The sequence below is a fragment of the Micromonospora sp. NPDC085948 genome (genome assembly GCF_040686315.1).
In the GTDB taxonomy this organism is placed as follows: Bacteria; Actinomycetota; Actinomycetes; order Mycobacteriales; family Micromonosporaceae; genus Micromonospora.
The window spans coordinates 593,356-611,209 of sequence record NZ_JBFBJW010000001.1 but is presented as its reverse complement, the minus strand read 5'-3'; the positions used below and the strand labels follow the sequence as shown (position 1 = coordinate 611,209).

The following is a 17,854-nucleotide window of genomic DNA, read 5'->3' as shown; positions in this document are numbered from 1 at the left end:
CCTTGATCATGAAGGGTGGAACGTGGCGAACATCGTCAATCTGGACCGGGTGTCCAAGGGGTACGGCGCGGCAGGGCGACTGCTCACGGACGTCTCGCTCGGCCTGGACGACGCCGACCGGATCGGCGTGGTCGGCCTCAACGGCGCCGGCAAGTCCACCCTGCTGCGGCTTCTCACCAAGCAGGAGGACCCCGACGACGGCCGGGTGACCCACCGCCGCGACCTCCGCGTGTTGTGGCTGCCGCAGCAGCTCACCCTCGCGCCGGATGCCACCGTCCGGGACGTCGTCCTCGGCACCGCCTGGCTCAACGAGGGCATGGGCGCCGAGCACGAGTGGGCCGGCGACGCCGGTGTCCGGGGCATCCTCGACGGCCTCGGCATGCCGCACCTCGGCCTCGACCAGCCGGTCGGCCCGATGTCCGGTGGCGAACGGCGACGGGTGGCGCTCGCCGCGCTGCTCGTTCGCGACTCCGACCTGCTCATCCTCGACGAGCCCACCAACCACCTCGACGTCGGCGGTGTCGACTGGCTGGCCCGGCACCTGGTGGGGCGCAAGGGAGCCCTGGTCGTGGTCACCCACGACCGGTGGTTCCTGGACGCGATCTGCACCAACACCTGGGAGGTCGCCGACCAGACCGTCCGCGCCTACGAGGGTGGTTTCGCCGCCTGGACCCTCGCCCGCGCCGAGCGCGAGCGCGTCGCCGCCGCCACCGAGGCCCGCCGGCAGAACCTGCTCCGCAAGGAGATCGCCTGGCTGCGCCGTGGACCGCCGGCCCGGACGTCGAAGCCCCAGTTCCGCATCGACGCCGCGAACGCGCTGATCGCCGACGTGCCGCCGGCGCGCGACACCATGTCGCTGCAGCGCATGGCCACCTCACGGCTCGGCAAGCAGGTGTACGACCTGGAGAACGTCGAGCTGCACGCCGGCCCGAAGGAGATCCTGCGCGACGTCACCTGGCTGGTCGGCCCGGGAGACCGGATCGCCATCCTCGGCGCCAACGGCGCCGGCAAGACCACGCTGCTGCGGATGCTCGCCGGCATCACCCGCCCCGACGGTGGTCGCCTCGGCACCGGCTCCACCGTGCGGCCCGCGTTCCTGTCGCAGGAGCTCAGCGAGCTGCCCGGGCACCTGCGGGTCCTCGAAGCCGTCGAGGAGGTCGCCCGCCGGGTGCAGCTCGGCGACCGGGAGGTCTCCGCCGCGCAGCTCGCCGAGGTGTTCGGCTTCGACGACCGGCGGCTCTGGACCCCGGTCAGTGACCTCTCCGGTGGCGAACGCCGCCGGTTGCAGATGCTGCGGCTGCTCGCCGGTGAGCCCAATGTGCTGCTCTTCGACGAGCCCACGAACGACCTGGACACCGACACCCTCGCCTCGCTGGAGGACCTGCTCGACTCGTGGCCCGGCACGATCATCGTGGCGAGCCACGACCGCTACCTCATCGAGCGGGTCACCGACACCGCGTACGGGATGTTCGGCGACGGCCGGCTGGTGCACCTGCCGGGCGGGGTCGACGAATACCTCGCCCGGACCGCGGAGCGAGCCGGCTTCTCGCGGGCGGGCGTCACCTCGACCTCGACCTCCGCGCCCGCCTCGGGAGGCGGCATGTCCGCCGCCGAGGTCCGCCAGGCCCGCAAGGAGTTGTCCCGCCTGGAACGGCAGCTCGGCAAGCTCGACCAGCGCGAGACCACCCTGCTCGGACAACTCGCGGCGGACGCCACCGACTATGCCCGGGTCGCCGACCTGGACGCTCAGCTCAAGGATCTGCGCGCCGAGCGGGAGCGGATCGAGGAAACCTGGATGACGCTCGCCGAGGAGCTTCCCGAGAGCTGACCGGGCCGGACGCACCGGCCCGGGGGCCGTGTGCGGCGTCACACCGCCACATGCGGGACAATCGTCGGCGACACCTACCCCACGGCGTTGGAGACTCAGACATGGCCCACACCCCCGTCAACCACCCCGCGCGGCCGATCTACCGGGCGATCGGCGGGCTGACCGGTCTGTACCTGGTGGTCTTCGGTGTGCTCGGCATCATCGCGAGCACCGGCAACGAGATCCTCGCCCAGGATGACACCCGGGTCCTCGGCCAGGGCACGAACCTCGGCTTCTCGCTGCTCAGCGTGCTGCTGGGGCTCGTCGTGCTGGTCGGCATCGCGCTCGGCCGCAACATCGACGTGGCGATCAACCAGTGGCTGTCGTACGCCCTGATGGTGATCAGCCTGGCCAGCCTCGCCTTCATCCGGACCGACGCCAACATCCTCAACTTCAGCATCGTCACCGTCATGGTCGTGATGACCGTCGCCCTGGTGCTGCTCATGGTCGGGATGTACGGCAAGGTCGGGTCGGAGGACGAGGCGGAGGCTTTCCGGAAGGCTCGGCTCGTTCTCTGAGTTTGTTGCTTGGTTGCGGTTGTGGGTTTTCGCCGGAGCCCGAGCTGCTCCGGGCGGTCAGGCTTGATCCCTGCGCAGCTCGGGCTCCGGCGAAAACCTGACCGGGTCCAGCCTTTGGCGGACCCTTTCGGCTTTGGGGTTCTTCGGACAGTTGGTCTTACCTTGGGTGACAATTCCTCCTGAAACGGTCAATCAGGGGGTTGGGTATGCCGCACTTTCCGGTTAACCATCCGGCACGGCCGCTCTACCGGGTCCTCTCCGGTCTGATCGGCGTCTACATCCTGGTCTTCGGCGTCTGGGGTGTCGCCGAGACGATCGGCGACCCGCTGTTCGATCGCAGCAGCACCTGGGCCCTCGGGCTGCGTACCAACCTGGCCTTCTCACTCGCCTCGGTGGTCTTCGGAGTCGTCCTGATCATCGGGGCGTCCCGGCGCACCAACCTCGGCCACTACATGAACCTCACGGCCGGCGTGGTGTTCCTGGTGACCAGCATCCTGATGATGTCGGTGCTGCAGACCGGTGCGAACTTCCTCAACTTCTCGATGTCGACGGTGATCGTGTCGATGCTGTTCGGCCTGATCCTGCTGGGCACCGGCCTGTACGACAAGATCGGCCCACCGGAACACGCCGAGGCGGAGCTGACGAACCGCAAACACCCGGTGGCCGACGTGCACCGACGCTGACGACTGGTCAGTGCCGCCGGGCGGTGATCAGCGTCGGCTTCGCCTCCAGGTGCGACAGCCCGTTCCAGGCCAGGTTGACGAGGTGTGCCGCCACCGTCTCCTTGCGCGGCTTGCGCACCTCCAGCCACCAGCGGCCGGTCAGCGCCACCATGCCGACGAGCGCCTGCGAGTAGAGCTCGGCAAGCTTCGGGTCGTACCCCCGGCTCTTGTACTCGGCGCCCAGGATGTGCTCGACCTGGTGCGCGACGTCGTTCATCACGCTGCTGAAGGTGGCCGTGCCGGACATCAGCGGCGACTCGCGGACCAGCACCCGGAAACCGCTGGTCTCCTCCTCGATGTAGGTCAGCAGCGCCAAGGCCGCCTGCTCCAGCAGCTCCCGCGGGTGCCCGGCGGTCAATGCCGTGGTGATCCGGTCCAGCAGGGCCCGGACCTCCCGGTCCACCACCACCGCGTAGAGACCTTCCTTGCCGCCGAAGTGCTCGTACACCACAGGTTTGGAGACCTTGGCGCGGGACGCCACCTCCTCGATGGAGGTGGCGTCGAAACCGCGCTCGGCGAAGAGCTGCCGACCGGTCGCGATCAACTGCTCGCGTCGCTGGGCCGCCGACATGCGGACTCGGGAGGCGGGTTTGGGTTTTGGCGCCGGGACCGGCGGTGTCACCCGCCGGCCGCCGACACCCTCACCATCAGTGACCTCAGGCATGTCGCCGCCTCGCTGGCGCTCGGTGACGCCCTGCCGTGGAATGGTGCCTCCGCTGTGCCCGTTCACGTCGTCGCCTCACTGGCCGGCGGTCCGGCCGCCCTGCCGCCGTCCGACCGTACCCGGATCGGGTGCGACCCCCGTCTGCCGAGCCGTCCGGTCCCCCCGCGTGGCTCGGTCATCCGGCCATCCTGCCAGGCGGCAACCCGGCGTACCGCCCGGTTTTATCGGGGTGCGACCGGCTTCACCAGCTTCGCGGCGAGGCGTTCCGGCTTCGGCCAGCGCACCTGCGTCGCCGCGCCGGTCTTCTCGAACAACCAGATCACCCGGGCGGAGATGTCCACCTGGCCACGCAGCACACCGTGCCGGGCACTTGTGGGGTCGGCATGGTGCAGGTTGTGCCAGCTCTCGCCGAACGACAGGATCGCCAGCGGCCAGAAGTTCGACGCGCGGTCGCCCTGGCGCATCGCGAACGGGCGCTCGCCGTAGACGTGGCAGACCGAGTTGATCGCCCAGGTGACGTGGTGCAGCAGGCCGATCCGGACCAGCCCGGCCCAGAAGAACGCGGTGAGCGCCCCCTGCCAGGACCAGGTCACCAGGCCGCCGATCAGCGCCGGACCGAGCAGCGAGATGACCACCAGCACGGGGAAGAGGCGGTCGACCCGACTGATGTCCCGGTCGGCGATGAGGTCCGGGGCGAAACGCTCCCGGTTGGACAGCTCTCGGCGGAACAACCAGCCCACGTGTGCGTGGAACAGGCCCCGGGTCAACGCCCAGAAGCTGGTGCCGAAGCGCCAGGGGGAGTGCGGGTCACCCTCCAGGTCGGAGAACGCGTGGTGGCGCCGGTGGTCGGCGACCCACTGGATGATCTCGCCCTGTACCGCCAGTGACCCGGCCACCGCCAGCGACACGCGCAGCCAGCGCTTGGCCTTGAACGAGCCATGCGTGAAGTAGCGGTGGAAGCCGACGGTGATGCCGAGCCCGGAGACGACGTACCAGACCAGGCCGATGACCACGTCGGTCCAGCCCAGCCAGCCTCCCCAGGCCACCGGCACGGCGATCAGCAGGGCGACGAAGGGAATCACCACGAAGGCCCAGAGGGCGGCCAGGATGCCGGGGGCCTGGCTGCCGTCGGTGAGTGGTTTCGGACCGCTGGGGGCCGGGTTCGGATCGAGCAGGGTGGTGGACATGAGACCTCGCAGGGGGACGGTGACGATCACGAAGCTACGCCTACGTCACCGTAACTTACGGCCCGGTAGATCGCACGGGGAAGTTTCGAACAACTCTCGCGCAGCTCGCCGAACTCGCAGGTCAAGTGCCGTGTAGACGGTGGGCCGAGTGCCCCGGGTGCGGCGGGGACAGCCCGCCCGCCCCACCCCGCCCACCCCCACCCCACGCGGTGATCATGAAGTTGTCCGCGCGTGTCGTCGGCGTGTTGGGCGACAACTCCATGATCGCCGGGGTGATGGCGGCGGTGGCTCAGGGCTTGGATGGCCCGACCGCAGTGGGGCTGGGTTGATCAGCGCTCGCCGGGGCGGAGGGATGAGCGATGGCGTCCGGCGACCGGGGCGCTAAGGTGTAGCGGCGGGGTAGCATCCCCCGCGCGATGCCCTCGCGTCGCTGATCGGCCGTGGTGTAATTGGCAACACCCGGGTCTTTGGTACCCGTATTTCAGGTTCGAACCCTGGCGGCCGAGCTGCCCACCTACGTCCGTTTTAGGGTCAGGTGGGGGTAAGAGGGGAAGGTGCCGGGCCTCGCGGCTAGCATGGCCGCGGAAGTGTCCGCCGTCCCGACGGGAGCCACGTCGTGCCCCAGCCCCACCTTCGTACCGTCGTCGTACTCGCCGCCGGTGAGGGCAAGCGGATGAAGTCGACACTGCCCAAGGTGCTGCACCCCCTGCTCGGTCGGACGCTGCTCGGTCACGTGCTGAGCGCCGCCGCGCCGTTGGCCGCGGACCGGACCGTCGTCGTGGTGGGGCACGGCGCCGACCAGGTTCGGGAGCACCTCACCGCTGTCGCTCCGGACGCCACGCCCGTGCTCCAGGCCGAGCAGCTCGGCACCGGACACGCCGTGCGGATCGCGCTGGAGGCCGTCCCGGACGGCGCCGGCACGGTTGTGGTGATCAACGGGGACGTGCCGCTGCTGCGTCCCGAGACGGTCGGCGCGCTGGTGACCGCGCACGAGGAGGCGGCTGCGGCGGCCACCGTGCTGGCCGCCGAGGTGCCCGACCCGACCGGGCTCGGGCGGATCGTCCGGGACGCGGACGGCCGCCTGGAGCAGATCGTCGAGGAGCGCGACGCGGATGCGACACAGCGCGCGATCCGGGAGATCAACGCCGGCATCTACGCGTTCGACGCGGTGCGGCTGCGCGAGGCGCTGAGCAAGCTCTCCACCGACAACGACCAGGGCGAGGAGTACCTGACCGACGTCTTCGGCCTGCTCCGTTCCGCGGGTGAGCCGGTCGCTGTGCACATGGCCGTCGACCACGTCGAGACGTTGGGCTGCAACGACCGGGTGGAGTTGGCGGCGCTGCGCCGGCTGCTGCGCGACCGGGTCAACGAGGTGTGGATGCGTACCGGGGTGAGCCTGCTCGACCCGGTGACCACCTGGATCGACGTGACGGTGGCCCTGGACCGCGACGCGGTGGTCGACCAGAACACCCAGTTGCGTGGCGCGACGGTGGTCGGTGCGGGCGCGTCGATCGGGCCGGACGTCACGCTTGTCGACACGATCGTCGGCCCCGGCGCGTCGGTGGTCCGCAGCCACGCCGTCGGCGCCGAGGTCGGCGCGGGCGCCAGCGTCGGGCCGTACGCGTACCTGCGGCCCGCCGCGCGGCTCGCCGACAAGGCGAAGGTCGGCACGTTCGTCGAGGTGAAGAACTCCGAGATCGGCGCCGGCTCGAAGGTGCCGCACCTGACGTACGTGGGTGACGCGACGATCGGCGAGCAGACCAACATCGGCGCGGCGTCGGTCTTCGTCAACTACGACGGGGTCAACAAGCACCGCACGGTGATCGGCAGCCACGCCCGGACGGGCGCGGACAACATGTTCGTGGCGCCGGTCGAGGTGGGCGACGGCGCGTACACGGCGGCCGGCTCGGTGATCGTGGACGACGTGCCGGCGGGCGCGATGGGTGTCGCCCGGGCGCGCCAGCGCAACATCGAGGGCTGGGTGGCGAAGCGGCGGGCCGGTACGCCGGCGGCCGAGGCCGCGCAGCGGGCCGGCGACGCGAAGGGTGCGCGGCGTTCCGGCGACGCGAAGGGTGCGTCGGAGGGGGCCGGCGCCGCAAGCGACAGTGAGGCAATGCACGGGGTGACCGAGACGGTGGGCGGCACATCCGGCGCGGGAGATACTGCAACCGAATAGTCCCCGACCCACCACCACCGGGTCGGGTACCGCCGACAAAACGGGAGCAGACGGGCCCATGGGCAGCATCGTCGCCGAAAACCGCAAAAGCCTGATGCTCTTTTCCGGACGTGGCTTTCCGGAGTTGGCCAAGGAGATCGGCGAGGTGCTCGGCGTCGCGCCGACGCCGGCCGACGCCTACGAGTTCGCCAACGGCGAGATCTTCGTACGGTTCAAGGACTCGGTGCGTGGGTCGGACGCCTTCGTGGTGCAGTCCGTCACGCACGGGGTGAACACCTGGGTCATGGAGACCCTGATCATGGTGGACGCGCTGAAGCGGGGGTCGGCCAAGCGGATCACCGTGGTGCTGCCGTTCTACCCGTACGCCCGGCAGGACAAGAAGCACCGCGGCCGGGAGCCGATCTCGGCCCGGCTGGTGGCGGACCTGTTGAAGACCGCGGGCGCCAACCGCATCCTCACCGTCGACCTGCACACCGCACAGATCCAGGGCTTCTTCGACGGCCCGGTGGACCACCTCTTCGCGATGGACATCCTGGCCGAGTACGTGGAGCACAAGTACGCCGGCCGGCCGATGACAGTGGTGGCACCGGACTCGGGCCGGGTGCGGGTGGCCGAGCGGTGGACCGACCGGCTGGGCGGTTGCCCGCTCGCGTTCATCCACAAGACCCGCGACCCGATGAAGCCGAACCAGGTCGTGGCGAACCGGGTGGTCGGCGAGGTGGAGGGCCGGGTCTGCCTGATCGTCGACGACATGATCGACACCGGTGGCACGATCGCCAAGGCCGCGGACATCCTCAAGGAGTCGGGGGCGGCGGAGATCGTGGTCGCCTCCACCCACGCGCTGCTGTCGGACCCGGCCACGGAGCGCCTGAAGAACAGCTCGATCAGCGAGATCGTGGTGACCAACACGTTGCCGCTGCCGCCGGAGAAGCAGTTGGACAAGCTGACCGTGCTGTCGATCGCGCCGCTGCTGGCGCGGGCGATCCGGGAGGTCTTCGACGACGGGTCGGTGACCACCCTCTTCGGTGGCCTGAGCTGAGGGGTGCGCCCCGTTTCGTCATTCGACGCGCCGACGGGTACAAAGCTGGCAGTCTGGTGGGAAACGGGGCTGGCACGCCGATGGGAACGCCGTCGACGCGCCGGTCTGGAGCCGTGAACGGGGACTGCCGGAAACCCTGGAAACAGCTCGGGTAGACTGGTGCGGTTGCCACGGCGAGGGTGCCCGGCGGGCCGCTGAAAAGCGCCGCACGGAGGCACCGTCATCGACGCGGTGCTCCGGGCAGTCGTTCATGACGCATGAGCCCCAGCGAGCCCCTCGCCCCAGCACCGCAAGACGACAAGCCGCCGCAGCGAAAAGCATCAGGAGTTTCCCCGTGTCCGAGGTAAAGATCAGCGCCGAGCCCCGCACCGAGTTCGGCAAGGGTGGTGCCCGCCGTACCCGCCGGGCCGGCTTGGTGCCCGCCGTGCTTTACGGTCACGGCGAGAAGCCCAAGCACATCGCGCTGCCGTCGCGGGAGTTCGCCGCGGCGATCCGCAAGGGCGGTGCCAACCAGCTCTTCGCGATCGACATCACCGACGGCACGCAGGTGCTGGCGCTGCCGAAGGCGATCCAGCGGGACCCGATCCGGGACACCTTCGAGCACGTCGACCTGATCCTGGTCCGCCGGGGCGAGAAGGTCACCGTCGACGTTCCGGTGCAGCTGACCGGCGAGGCCGCCCGCGACACCCTGATCGTGCACGACCACGACACCCTCTCCGTGACCGCGGACGCCACCAAGGTTCCGGACCACCTCGAGGCGTCGATCGAGGGCCTGGAGGCGGGCAGCCAGGTCACCGCCGCCGACGTCGAGCTGCCGGCCGGCGTCGAGCTGGTCGCCGACTCGGAGCTGACCGTCGCATCGGTGACCGCTGCCCCCACCGCCGAGCAGCTCGAGGCGACGCTGCCCGAGGTCGAGGTGGCCACCGACGAGGCTGAGGCCGAGGTTGGCGAGACCACCGAGGGCTCCGAGGGTGCGGACACCGCCGAGGGCGGCGAGACCACCGAGGCGCGTACCGAGGCCTGATCAGTTCCAGCTTTGCGACAGGCGCTCCCGGACCTTCGGGGGCGCCTGTCGGCGTATCGGGTGGGATGAGCGTCGGAAGGGACGGGTCGTGACGGACGAGGCGGCGGGACCGTGGCTGGTGGTCGGCCTGGGCAACCCGGGTCGGGAGTACGCCGGGAACCGGCACAACGTGGGGTTCATGGTGGCCGACCTGCTGGCCGGGCGGTTGAGCGCGCGGTTCGGCCGGCACAAGCGGGCGGTGGCCGAGGTCGCCGAGGCGCGGCTGGGATTCGGCGGGCCGAAGCTGGTGCTGGCGAAGCCCCTGACGTACATGAATCTCTCCGGCGGGCCGGTGGCCTCCCTGGCCCAGTTCTATAAGGTGCCGACGACGCAGGTGATCGCGGTCCATGACGAGCTGGACATCGACTTCGGTCAGGTGCGGATCAAGTTCGGCGGCGGTGAGGGCGGGCACAACGGCCTGCGCTCGATGTCGAAGTCGTTGGGGACGAAGGACTACGCCCGGGTCCGGTTCGGCGTCGGCCGACCGCCGGGGCGGCAGGACCCGGCGGATTACGTGCTGTCGGATTTCGGCACGGCGGAGCGCAAGGAGCTGGATTTCCTGGTCGACCGGGCCGCCGACGTGGTGGAGTCGGTGATCGTCAAGGGCGTGGAGCCGACGCAGAACCTCTACCACGGGGGCTGAGCCGGGCGAGGCGTACCGGATCCGAAACGGTTGGCCGGTAGTCTGCGCCTTTCGGCGTGCCGCGCCTGCCGACGCGGGTCGCGGCGAATCGGTCCGTGCGGGCACGGGTCGCGGCGAGGCGACAGGAGCGGGCAGATGACCAGTCCTCCGATGATCGACGGCGCGTTCGCCCGTTGGTTGGCGTCCCGCGCGGGGCAGGCGCTGCTCGACCTGCGCGCCGAGATGGGCTTCGCCGACACTGGCGCGCTGAAGTCGGCCGGGGACAAGGTGTCGCACGACCTGATCCGCACGGAGTTGGCGAAGTGGCGGCCGGGCGACGCGGTGCTCTCCGAGGAGGACGAGGGCTCGCGGTTGGCCTGGGCAGCGGAGGTGAACGCCGGGGCGGTGTCGCGGTTGACCTCGGACCGGGTGTGGATCATCGACCCGTTGGACGGCACCCGCGAGTTCTCCGAGGAGGGCCGCTCCGACTGGGCGGTGCACGTGGCGCTCTGGGCGCGTAGCGCGCCGAGTCCACACGGGCTGGTCGCCGGGGCGGTGGGGCTGCCGGCGCAGCACCGGGTGCTGGGCACGGACTACCCGCCGGCGTACCCGCCGATGACGGTGGAGGCCGCGACGGCCGGCGAGCGGAAGATCCGCCTGGCGGCCAGCCGGAGCCGACCGCCCGTCTTCCTGACCGACCTGGCCGAGGACGTCGGGGCGCATCTGGTGCCGATGGGCTCGGCCGGCGCGAAGATCGCTGCCGTGGTCACCGGCGAGGTGGACGCGTACATCCACGCGGGTGGGCAGTACGAGTGGGACTCGGCGGCCCCGGTGGCTGTGGCGACGGCCACCGGACTGCACGCTTCCCGGATCGATGGTTCTGCGCTGAAATACAACGAGGCGGATCCGCGCCTGCCGGACCTGCTGGTCTGTCGCAAGGATCTCGCCAACCGGTTGCTTGCAGCGCTGCAAAGACATTCCGGGTAGCCTGAGCGCACTTTCTTGACATGTCCGACCGGAAAGGTCTGGAAATCGGATGAGCGAGCGAATCGAGCCGGTGTCATGACCACCCCCGCCGCCTACCGGGTCTCCCACCTGGACGCCCTGGAGGCGGAGAGCATCTTCGTGATGCGCGAGGTGGTCGCCGAGATGGAACGCCCGGTGCTGCTCTTCTCCGGCGGCAAGGACTCGATCGTCATGCTGCGGTTGGCGCAGAAGGCGTTCGCCCCGGCCAGCATCCCCTTCCCCGTCATGCACGTCGACACCGGGCACAACTTCCCCGAGGTCCTGGAATACCGCGACCAGCGGGTCGCCGAGCTGGGGTTGCAGCTCGTGGTCGCGAGCGTGCCGGAGGCGCTGGCCAGCGGCATGGTCCGGGAGTCCGGCGACGGGATGCGCAACCGGATCCAGACGCCGGTGCTGCTGGACGCGGTGGAGAAACACCGCTTCGACGCGCTGTTCGGCGGTGCCCGCCGCGACGAGGAGAAGGCTCGGGCCAAGGAGCGGGTGTTCAGCTTCCGCGACGAGTTCGGCCAGTGGGACCCGAAGAACCAGCGGCCGGAGCTGTGGTCGCTGTACAACGGCCGCCACCACCCCGGAGAGTCGATCCGGATCTTCCCGTTGTCCAACTGGACCGAGTTGGACGTCTGGCACTACATCGCCCGGGAACGGATCCCGCTGCCCTCGATCTACTACGCGCACGAGCGCGAGGTGATCGAGCGCGACGGCATGGTCTACGCGGTGAACGAGTTCTTCCGACCCCGCGCGGGTGAGGAGCGGTTCAAGGCGCAGGTGCGCTATCGCACCGTTGGCGACGCCTCCTGCACCGCGGCGGTCCGCTCCGACGCGGACACCGTGGAGAAGGTCATCGAGGAGGTGGCGGCCACCCGGATCACCGAGCGCGGCGCCACCCGTGGTGACGACCGGGTCAGTGAGGCCGCCATGGAGGACCGCAAGCGGGAGGGCTACTTCTGATGAGCACCGAGATCGCGGCGTCCGCGGATGCGGAGGCCCGGGCTGTTACCGGGGCCGGGCCGGAGGCCCGGGCGATGGATCTGCTGCGCTTCGCGACCGCCGGCAGCGTGGACGACGGCAAGTCGACACTGATCGGTCGGCTGCTCTACGACACCAAGTCGCTCTTCACCGACCAGTTGGCTGCGGTGGAGGCGGTCAGCGCGGCCCGTGGTGACGAGTACACGAACCTGGCACTGCTCACCGACGGTCTGCGGGCCGAGCGGGAGCAGGGCATCACCATCGACGTGGCGTACCGGTACTTCGCCACCCCGCGCCGCAAGTTCATCATCGCCGACACCCCGGGGCACATCCAGTACACCCGCAACATGGTCACCGGGGCGTCGACCGCGGACCTGGCGTTGATCCTGGTGGACGCCCGCAAGGGCCTGGTCGAGCAGTCCCGCCGGCACGCGTTCCTGTGCTCGCTGCTGCGGGTGCCGCACCTGGTCCTCTGTGTCAACAAGATGGACCTGGTGGACTGGTCGCAGGAGGTCTACGAGCGGATCGCCGACGAGTTCACCGCGTTCGCCGCGAAGCTCGACGTACCGGACCTGACCGTGGTGCCGGTCTCCGCGTTGCGCGGCGACAACATCGTCACCCGCTCGGAGAACATGCCCTGGTACGAAGGCCCGTCGCTGCTGCACCACCTGGAGCGGGTGCACATCGCGAGCGACCGCAATCTGGTCGACGTCCGGTTCCCGGTGCAGTACGTGATCCGTCCGCAGTCCACCACGGTCACCGACTACCGCGGCTACGCCGGTCAGGTGGCCTCCGGCGTGCTCAAGCCGGGTGACGAGGTGATGGTGCTGCCGTCCGGCTTCACCAGCCGGATCGCCGCCGTGGAGACCGCCGACGGGCCGGTCGCGGAGGCGTTCCCGCCGATGTCGGTGACGGTACGGCTGGCCGACGAGATCGACATCTCGCGGGGTGACCTGATCTGCCGGCCGAACAACGCGCCGGCGGTGGCCCAGGACATCGAGGCGATGGTCTGCTGGATGGACGAGACGGCCCCGTTGCGGGTCGGCGGTCGGTACGCGATCAAGCACACCACCCGGTCGGCGCGGGCGATCGTGCGCGGGCTGCACTACCGGTTGGACATCAACTCGCTGCACCGCGACGAGTCGGCCGACGAACTGCGGCTCAACGAGATCGGCCGGGTGCGGCTGCGGACGACGGTGCCGCTGCTCGCCGACGAGTACCGGCGCAACCGCACCACCGGAGGCTTCGTCATCATCGACGAGGCCACCAACCGCACGGTGGGCGCCGCCATGATCGTCGAAGCCACCTAACCAAACCCACCCCAACCCACCCCAGCCCCTGTCCATCCGTCCGGTGATCAAGAGGTTTGTGTCAGTCCGAGCCCGGATTTTGACGCAAACCTCTTGATCAACCCGAGTGGGTGTGGGTGGGCAGGGTTACGGCAGGCGGGTGGCGCCGGGGGAGGGAAGGACCGTCACGGTGCCGGGGGCGGTGAAACCTCGCTCGGCGTAGGCGGCCTCGACGGCGGCGGTGACCTCGTCGGCGCGGTCGGCTTCGATCAGGGCCAGGACGCAGCCGCCGAAGCCGCCGCCGGTCATCCGGGCGCCCAGCGCGCCGGCCGCCAACGCCGCCTCGACCGCCGTGTCGATCTCCGGCACGGTGATCTCGAAGTCGTCGCGCATGGAGACGTGCGACGCGGTGAGCAGCGGGCCGATGTCGCGCACCCGGGCCGCGCGCAGCAGAGCCACCGTGTCCAGTACGCGTTGGTCCTCGGTGACCACGTGCCGGACCCGTCGGCGGGTCTCCTCGTCGTCGAGCTGGGCCAGCGCGGTCTCGAGCTGGTCGACGCCCACGTCCCGCAGCGCGGGGACGCCGAGCGCGCTGGCCCCGGCCTCGCAGCAGCGGCGGCGGGCAGCGTACTCACCGTCGGCGTGCCGGTGCGGCGCCCGACTGTCGATGACCAGCACCGCCAGCCCGGCGGCGTCCAGGTCGAACGGGATCTGCTCGACCGACTCGTCGCGGCAGTCCAGGAACAGGGCGTGCCCGGCACGGCAGCGGATCACGGCGGACTGATCCATGATTCCGGTCGGCGCGCCCACGTAGACGTTCTCCGCCCGCTGCGCCAGCCGGGGCTGTAGTTCCGCGGGCAGCTCCAGCCCACCCAGGTCGAGCAGGGCGGCCAGCACCGCCGACTCCAGTGCCGCCGAGGAGGAGAGCCCGGAGCCCAGCGGTACGTCGGAGGCGATGGCCAGCCGTGCGCCCGGAACCCGGTGACCGGCCTCGCGCAGCGCCCAGACCACCCCGGCGACGTACGCGCCCCAGCCGGTCACCCGACCCGCCTCGGCGACGTCGTCCGCCCCGAAGGTGATCGTCTCGCCGGACAGCTCGGACCAGACCGTCCACTGCTCCGCGTCCTGCCGATCGGCGGCGACGACCGTACGCAACGGCAGCGCGAAGGGCAGCACGAACCCTTCGTTGTAGTCGGTGTGCTCGCCGATCAGGTTGACCCGGCCGGGAGCCGCCCAGCGGCCAGCGGCCTGGCCGCCGTACTGCCTGGTGAAGCCGGCGGCGGCCCGGTCTTCCACGGCGCGCGTGGGGTCGGTCACGGCTGCTGCTCCAGGATGTGCGTGCGGTAGAAGGCCCAGGCGTCACCGACCATGTCGTGCAGGGTCGGCTTCTGCGGCACCCAGCCCAGCTCGTCGCGGGCCAACGCGGAGGAGGCGACCAGCTCGGCCGGGTCTCCCTCGCGGCGCGGGGCCACCTCGACCGGCAGCGGGTGCCCGGTGACCTCGCGGACCACGTCGACGACCTGGCGGTTGGTGAAACCGTTGCCGTTGCCCAGGTTGTAGATCCGGTGTTGCCCGCCGGTGGCCGCCCCCAGCGCCAGCAGGTGCGCGCGGGCCAGGTCGGCGACGTGGATGTAGTCGCGGACGCAGGTGCCGTCCAGGGTGGGGTAGTCGTCGCCGAAGAGCTGGAGCTTCTCCCGCCGGCCGGCGGCGACCTCCAGCGCGATCGGGATCAGGTGTGTCTCCGGGTCGTGTCGTTCACCGAGCGCGACGTCGCCGTCGAGGTGGGCGCCCGCCACGTTGAAGTAGCGCAGCGACACGGCGGCCAGCCCGTGCGCGATCGTCTCGGAGGTGAGCACCATGTCGGCGGCGAGCTTGGTGGCGCCGTACGTGTTGGTGGGTGCCTTGACCGCGCTCTCCGGGATCGGCAGCTCGGTGGGGTTGCCGTAGACGGCGGCGGTGGAGGAGAAGACCATGCGGGGCACCCCGGCGGCCCGGACCGCGTCGATCAGGGCGAGTGTGCCGACGGTGTTGTTCTGCCAGTACAGCTCCGGCTTGACCATCGACTCGCCGGCGGCGATCAGGGCCGCGAAGTGCAGCACGCCGTCGAAGCCGGCGTCGGCGGTGAGGACGCGGGCGGCGTCGTGGATGGACGCCTCGACGTGGGTCGCGTCCGGGGCGAGCGCTTCGCGGTGCCCGGTGCGCAGGTCGTCCAGGACGACCACCTCGTGACCCGCGTCGAGCAGCATCCGGGTCACTACGCTGCCGATGAAGCCGGCCCCCCCGGTGACGAGCAGTTTCACGTCGTTTGCCTCCTGCCTGGCCCGCCCGGGACGGGGCCTTCGCTGATCACCCTAGGGTGGCGGTCGGTGCCCGTACCGACGGCACCGCCATCCTCATTCCATCATAAACTCTCATGATTAAACAGACCCGAACATAGGCGGTCCGCTCCGCCCGATCCCCGGTGCGGTGAGCGAACGGTGTCTACCATCTCTGTCATGCGGGAAGCGGCCCGTACCGGGCTCCGGCGACGCGTGCGGGTGCGGCCCCGCCGCGACCCCGGGCCGCTCGCCCGAGCCGTGGCCCGCGTGCTGGTCCGCACCGCCGACGGCGCCTCCCGACTCGTCACCGACCTGCTCGGCGCCGGACCGGCGGCCGGCCGGGAGCGCATCACCGAGGCCGAGTTGCGGGACCTGGTCGCGGCGAACACCGTGCTCGACCCGGACGAACGGCGGATCATCGACGAGGTCCTGGTGGCCGGCGCCAGCCTGATCCGCGAGGTGATGATGCCGCGCACCGAGGTCGTCTTCCTCCCGGCGCGGCTCACCATCGCCGAGGCCGCCCGGCTGGTCCGCGCCGAAACGCACACCCGCTACCCGGTCACCGACGGCACCCACGACGACGTGGTCGGCTTCGTGCACCTCCGGGACGTGCTGCTGCGGCCGGACGCCGACTCGTGTGCCACCGTCGGCGAACTGGCCCGGGAGGTGAAGCGACTTCCCGGAAGCAAACGGGTGCTACCCGCGCTGACCGAGATGCGCCGGGAAGGCCAGCACCTGGCCGTGGTGGTCGACGAGTACGGCGGCACCGCCGGCATCGTCACGCTGGAGGACCTCATCGAGGAGTTGATCGGCGAGATCCGCGACGAGTACGACACCACGTCGGACCCGGTGCACACCGGCCTGCCGGCCGTGGTGGACGGCCGCCTCAACCTCGCTGACTTCGCCGAACGGACCGGGGTGGCTTTACCCGCCGGGCCGTACGAGACGGTCGGCGGGTTCGTGATGGCGGCGCTGGGTCGGCTGCCGGTCACTGGCGACGAGGTGCCGGTGTCCGGTGAGTCGGCCGACGTCGGCGGGCCGGATCCGGCCGCTCCCCCGGGCGGTTGGCTGCTGCGGGTCCTCGCGCTGGACGGCCGGCGGGTGGCCCGGCTCGCGGTCTCCGCCGTCCGGGTGCCGGAACAGCAGCGCCGCGAGCAGGACACCGAGCAGCGCCGCGAGCACCGTGTCGGGCCGGCGCGGGAGACGGTGGCCGGACAGCGCCACGGGTTGCCGGACGGGCCGACGCGCCGGGTCGGTCCGGGCGCGCCACCCGAGGTCAGCACCCCGACACCGGCGGGCCACGGCCGACCCGCCGGCCCGTCATGACGGACCCGGTTGCTTGCTGACAGAATTATCGCCATGTCCGACGTTCCCGCCCGTCCCCGCGTCTTCTCCGGCATCCAGCCGACGGCCGACTCGTTCCACCTCGGCAACTATCTGGGCGCGGTGCGGCACTGGGTGGCGTTGCAGGAAACCCACGACGCGTTCTACTGCGTGGTCGACCTGCACGCCATCACCGCGGGGCACGACCCGGCGCTGCTGCGCCAACGGACCCGGGTGGCCGCCGCCCAGCTCTTCGCGGTCGGGCTCGACCCGGAGCGCAGCACCCTGTTCGTGCAGTCGCAGGTGCCCGAGCACCCGCAGTTGGCCTGGGTGCTCGGCTGCATCACCGGCTTCGGTGAGGCCAGCCGGATGACCCAGTTCAAGGACAAGTCGCAGAAGCAGGGCAACGAGCGGGCCAGCGTCGGGCTGTTCACCTACCCGGTCCTGCAGGCCGCCGACATCCTGCTCTACCAGGCCAACGCGGTGCCGGTCGGCGAGGACCAGCGCCAGCACCTGGAGCTGTCCCGGGATCTGGCCCAGCGGTTCAACTCGCTGTTCGGCCCAACGTTCACGGTGCCCGCCCCGCACATCGTCAAGGACACCGCGAAGATCACCGACCTGCAGGACCCGACGGCGAAGATGTCGAAGTCGTCGTCCTCACCGGCCGGCATCATCGACCTGTTGGACGATCCGGCGCGGTCCGCGAAGAAGATCCGGTCGGCGGTCACGGACACCGGTCGGGAGATCGTCTTCGACGCCGAGACGAAGCCGGGGGTGTCCAATCTGCTGACCATCCACTCGGCGCTCAGTGGCCGCGGCATCGACGAGTTGGTGGCCGCGTTCGCCGGCCGAGGCTACGGCGACCTGAAGAAGGAGTTGGCCGAGGTGGTGGCGGAGTTCGTCCGTCCCGTCCAGGAGCGCACCCGCGCGTACCTCGACGACCCGGCCCAGTTGGACAAGCTGCTCGCCGCCGGCGCGGAGAAGGCCCGCGCGGTGGCGGCGGAGACCTTGCGGTCCACGTACGAGCGGGTCGGGTTCTTCCCGCCCGTGCGCGGCGAGTAGCTCCGCGGGACA

General features: G+C 70.6%; 15 protein-coding genes, 1 tRNA gene and 1 pseudogene. 13 read left to right on the top strand and 4 right to left on the bottom strand.

Going from position 1 to position 17,854, the window contains the following annotated elements:
• Window positions 1-22: 22 nt before the first annotated feature.
• The 3 genes from AB0O48_RS02910 to AB0O48_RS02900 all read left to right on the top strand — a co-directional run bounded on the left by AB0O48_RS02910 (window position 23) and on the right by AB0O48_RS02900 (window position 3,068).
• Window positions 23-1,828 carry an ABC-F family ATP-binding cassette domain-containing protein gene (locus AB0O48_RS02910; protein WP_357241355.1) on the top strand — a complete coding sequence of 602 codons (1,806 nt, stop codon included), beginning with the start codon at window positions 23-25 and terminating at the stop codon, window positions 1,826-1,828.
• A gap of 101 nt (window positions 1,829-1,929) precedes the next feature.
• Window positions 1,930-2,385 (top strand): DUF4383 domain-containing protein, encoded by a 456-nt coding sequence (locus tag AB0O48_RS02905; protein ID WP_357241358.1) that lies wholly within the window; start codon window positions 1,930-1,932, stop codon window positions 2,383-2,385.
• A 206-nt stretch (window positions 2,386-2,591) separates the two neighbouring features.
• Entirely contained in the window at window positions 2,592-3,068 is a 477-nt protein-coding gene (locus tag AB0O48_RS02900) for a DUF4383 domain-containing protein (protein ID WP_357241362.1), read from the top strand.
• A 7-nt stretch (window positions 3,069-3,075) separates the two neighbouring features.
• Here the strand turns inward: AB0O48_RS02900 and AB0O48_RS02895 are convergent, their stop codons facing one another.
• Together AB0O48_RS02895 and AB0O48_RS02890 are read right to left on the bottom strand one after the other, a co-directional pair.
• A complete protein-coding gene (locus tag AB0O48_RS02895; protein WP_357241365.1) occupies window positions 3,076-3,771 on the bottom strand; it encodes a TetR/AcrR family transcriptional regulator in 696 nt (231 codons plus the stop codon).
• A 221-nt stretch (window positions 3,772-3,992) separates the two neighbouring features.
• The gene (locus AB0O48_RS02890; RefSeq protein WP_357241368.1) at window positions 3,993-4,958 is read right to left on the bottom strand and encodes an acyl-CoA desaturase; all 966 of its coding nucleotides are present in this window, start codon (window positions 4,956-4,958) and stop codon (window positions 3,993-3,995) included.
• A 434-nt stretch (window positions 4,959-5,392) separates the two neighbouring features.
• Here AB0O48_RS02890 and AB0O48_RS02885 point away from each other — a divergent pair.
• The 8 genes from AB0O48_RS02885 (at window position 5,393) to AB0O48_RS02850 (ending at window position 13,160) form a co-directional block, all read left to right on the top strand.
• Window positions 5,393-5,464 (top strand) — tRNA-Gln (locus AB0O48_RS02885).
• A 110-nt stretch (window positions 5,465-5,574) separates the two neighbouring features.
• Window positions 5,575-7,134 carry a bifunctional UDP-N-acetylglucosamine diphosphorylase/glucosamine-1-phosphate N-acetyltransferase GlmU gene (gene glmU, locus AB0O48_RS02880; RefSeq protein WP_357241371.1) on the top strand — a complete coding sequence of 520 codons (1,560 nt, stop codon included), beginning with the start codon at window positions 5,575-5,577 and terminating at the stop codon, window positions 7,132-7,134.
• Window positions 7,135-7,192: 58 nt separating this feature from the next.
• Window positions 7,193-8,173, top strand: coding sequence for a ribose-phosphate diphosphokinase (locus AB0O48_RS02875; protein ID WP_030329105.1), 981 nt, complete (start codon window positions 7,193-7,195; stop codon window positions 8,171-8,173).
• A gap of 334 nt (window positions 8,174-8,507) precedes the next feature.
• Window positions 8,508-9,197 carry a 50S ribosomal protein L25/general stress protein Ctc gene (locus tag AB0O48_RS02870; RefSeq protein WP_357241374.1) on the top strand — a complete coding sequence of 230 codons (690 nt, stop codon included), beginning with the start codon at window positions 8,508-8,510 and terminating at the stop codon, window positions 9,195-9,197.
• Window positions 9,198-9,285: 88 nt separating this feature from the next.
• Complete coding sequence (gene pth, locus AB0O48_RS02865; RefSeq protein ID WP_357241377.1) at window positions 9,286-9,879, top strand: aminoacyl-tRNA hydrolase; 594 nt, start codon at window positions 9,286-9,288, stop codon at window positions 9,877-9,879.
• Window positions 9,880-10,014: 135 nt separating this feature from the next.
• Complete coding sequence (locus AB0O48_RS02860) at window positions 10,015-10,845, top strand: inositol monophosphatase family protein (protein WP_357241380.1); 831 nt, start codon at window positions 10,015-10,017, stop codon at window positions 10,843-10,845.
• 75 nt (window positions 10,846-10,920) lie between these two features.
• Window positions 10,921-11,832 (top strand): sulfate adenylyltransferase subunit CysD, encoded by a 912-nt coding sequence (cysD, locus tag AB0O48_RS02855; RefSeq protein WP_357241383.1) that lies wholly within the window; start codon window positions 10,921-10,923, stop codon window positions 11,830-11,832.
• 74 nt (window positions 11,833-11,906) lie between these two features.
• Complete coding sequence (locus tag AB0O48_RS02850; RefSeq protein ID WP_357242358.1) at window positions 11,907-13,160, top strand: GTP-binding protein; 1,254 nt, start codon at window positions 11,907-11,909, stop codon at window positions 13,158-13,160.
• Window positions 13,161-13,286: 126 nt separating this feature from the next.
• Here AB0O48_RS02850 and galK read toward each other — a convergent pair whose 3' ends face one another.
• Complete coding sequence (gene galK / locus AB0O48_RS02845) at window positions 13,287-14,456, bottom strand: galactokinase (protein ID WP_365062527.1); 1,170 nt, start codon at window positions 14,454-14,456, stop codon at window positions 13,287-13,289.
• Window positions 14,453-15,385: a UDP-glucose 4-epimerase GalE gene (gene galE / locus AB0O48_RS02840; protein WP_365063259.1), complete on the bottom strand. Its 933-nt coding sequence runs from the start codon at window positions 15,383-15,385 to the stop codon at window positions 14,453-14,455. The genes galK and galE overlap by 4 nt, the downstream gene beginning before the upstream one ends.
• A gap of 249 nt (window positions 15,386-15,634) precedes the next feature.
• On the opposite strand from galE, the pseudogene AB0O48_RS02835 reads away from it, so the two are divergent.
• Together AB0O48_RS02835 and trpS are read left to right on the top strand one after the other, a co-directional pair.
• Window positions 15,635-16,612 (top strand): annotated as a pseudogene (locus AB0O48_RS02835) (hemolysin family protein); the annotation flags it as partial.
• Window positions 16,613-16,816: 204 nt separating this feature from the next.
• Window positions 16,817-17,842, top strand: coding sequence for a tryptophan--tRNA ligase (gene trpS / locus AB0O48_RS02830; RefSeq protein ID WP_357368459.1), 1,026 nt, complete (start codon window positions 16,817-16,819; stop codon window positions 17,840-17,842).
• Window positions 17,843-17,854 lie beyond the last annotated feature (12 nt).

What these genes read in the sequence shown, in the direction of transcription:
- AB0O48_RS02905 (WP_357241358.1), top strand. Translation starts at nt 1,930, where the DNA reads ATGGCCCACACCCCCGTCAACCACCCCGCGCGGCCGATCTACCGGGCG.
- AB0O48_RS02900 (WP_357241362.1), top strand. Translation starts at nt 2,592, where the DNA reads ATGCCGCACTTTCCGGTTAACCATCCGGCACGGCCGCTCTACCGGGTC.
- AB0O48_RS02895 (WP_357241365.1), bottom strand. Translation starts at nt 3,771, where the DNA reads ATGCCTGAGGTCACTGATGGTGAGGGTGTCGGCGGCCGGCGGGTGACA.
- AB0O48_RS02890 (WP_357241368.1), bottom strand. Translation starts at nt 4,958, where the DNA reads ATGTCCACCACCCTGCTCGATCCGAACCCGGCCCCCAGCGGTCCGAAA.
- AB0O48_RS02875 (WP_030329105.1), top strand. Translation starts at nt 7,193, where the DNA reads ATGGGCAGCATCGTCGCCGAAAACCGCAAAAGCCTGATGCTCTTTTCC.
- AB0O48_RS02860 (WP_357241380.1), top strand. Translation starts at nt 10,015, where the DNA reads ATGACCAGTCCTCCGATGATCGACGGCGCGTTCGCCCGTTGGTTGGCG.
- cysD (WP_357241383.1), top strand. Translation starts at nt 10,921, where the DNA reads ATGACCACCCCCGCCGCCTACCGGGTCTCCCACCTGGACGCCCTGGAG.
- AB0O48_RS02850 (WP_357242358.1), top strand. Translation starts at nt 11,907, where the DNA reads ATGGATCTGCTGCGCTTCGCGACCGCCGGCAGCGTGGACGACGGCAAG.
- galE (WP_365063259.1), bottom strand. Translation starts at nt 15,385, where the DNA reads ATGCTGCTCGACGCGGGTCACGAGGTGGTCGTCCTGGACGACCTGCGC.
- trpS (WP_357368459.1), top strand. Translation starts at nt 16,817, where the DNA reads ATGTCCGACGTTCCCGCCCGTCCCCGCGTCTTCTCCGGCATCCAGCCG.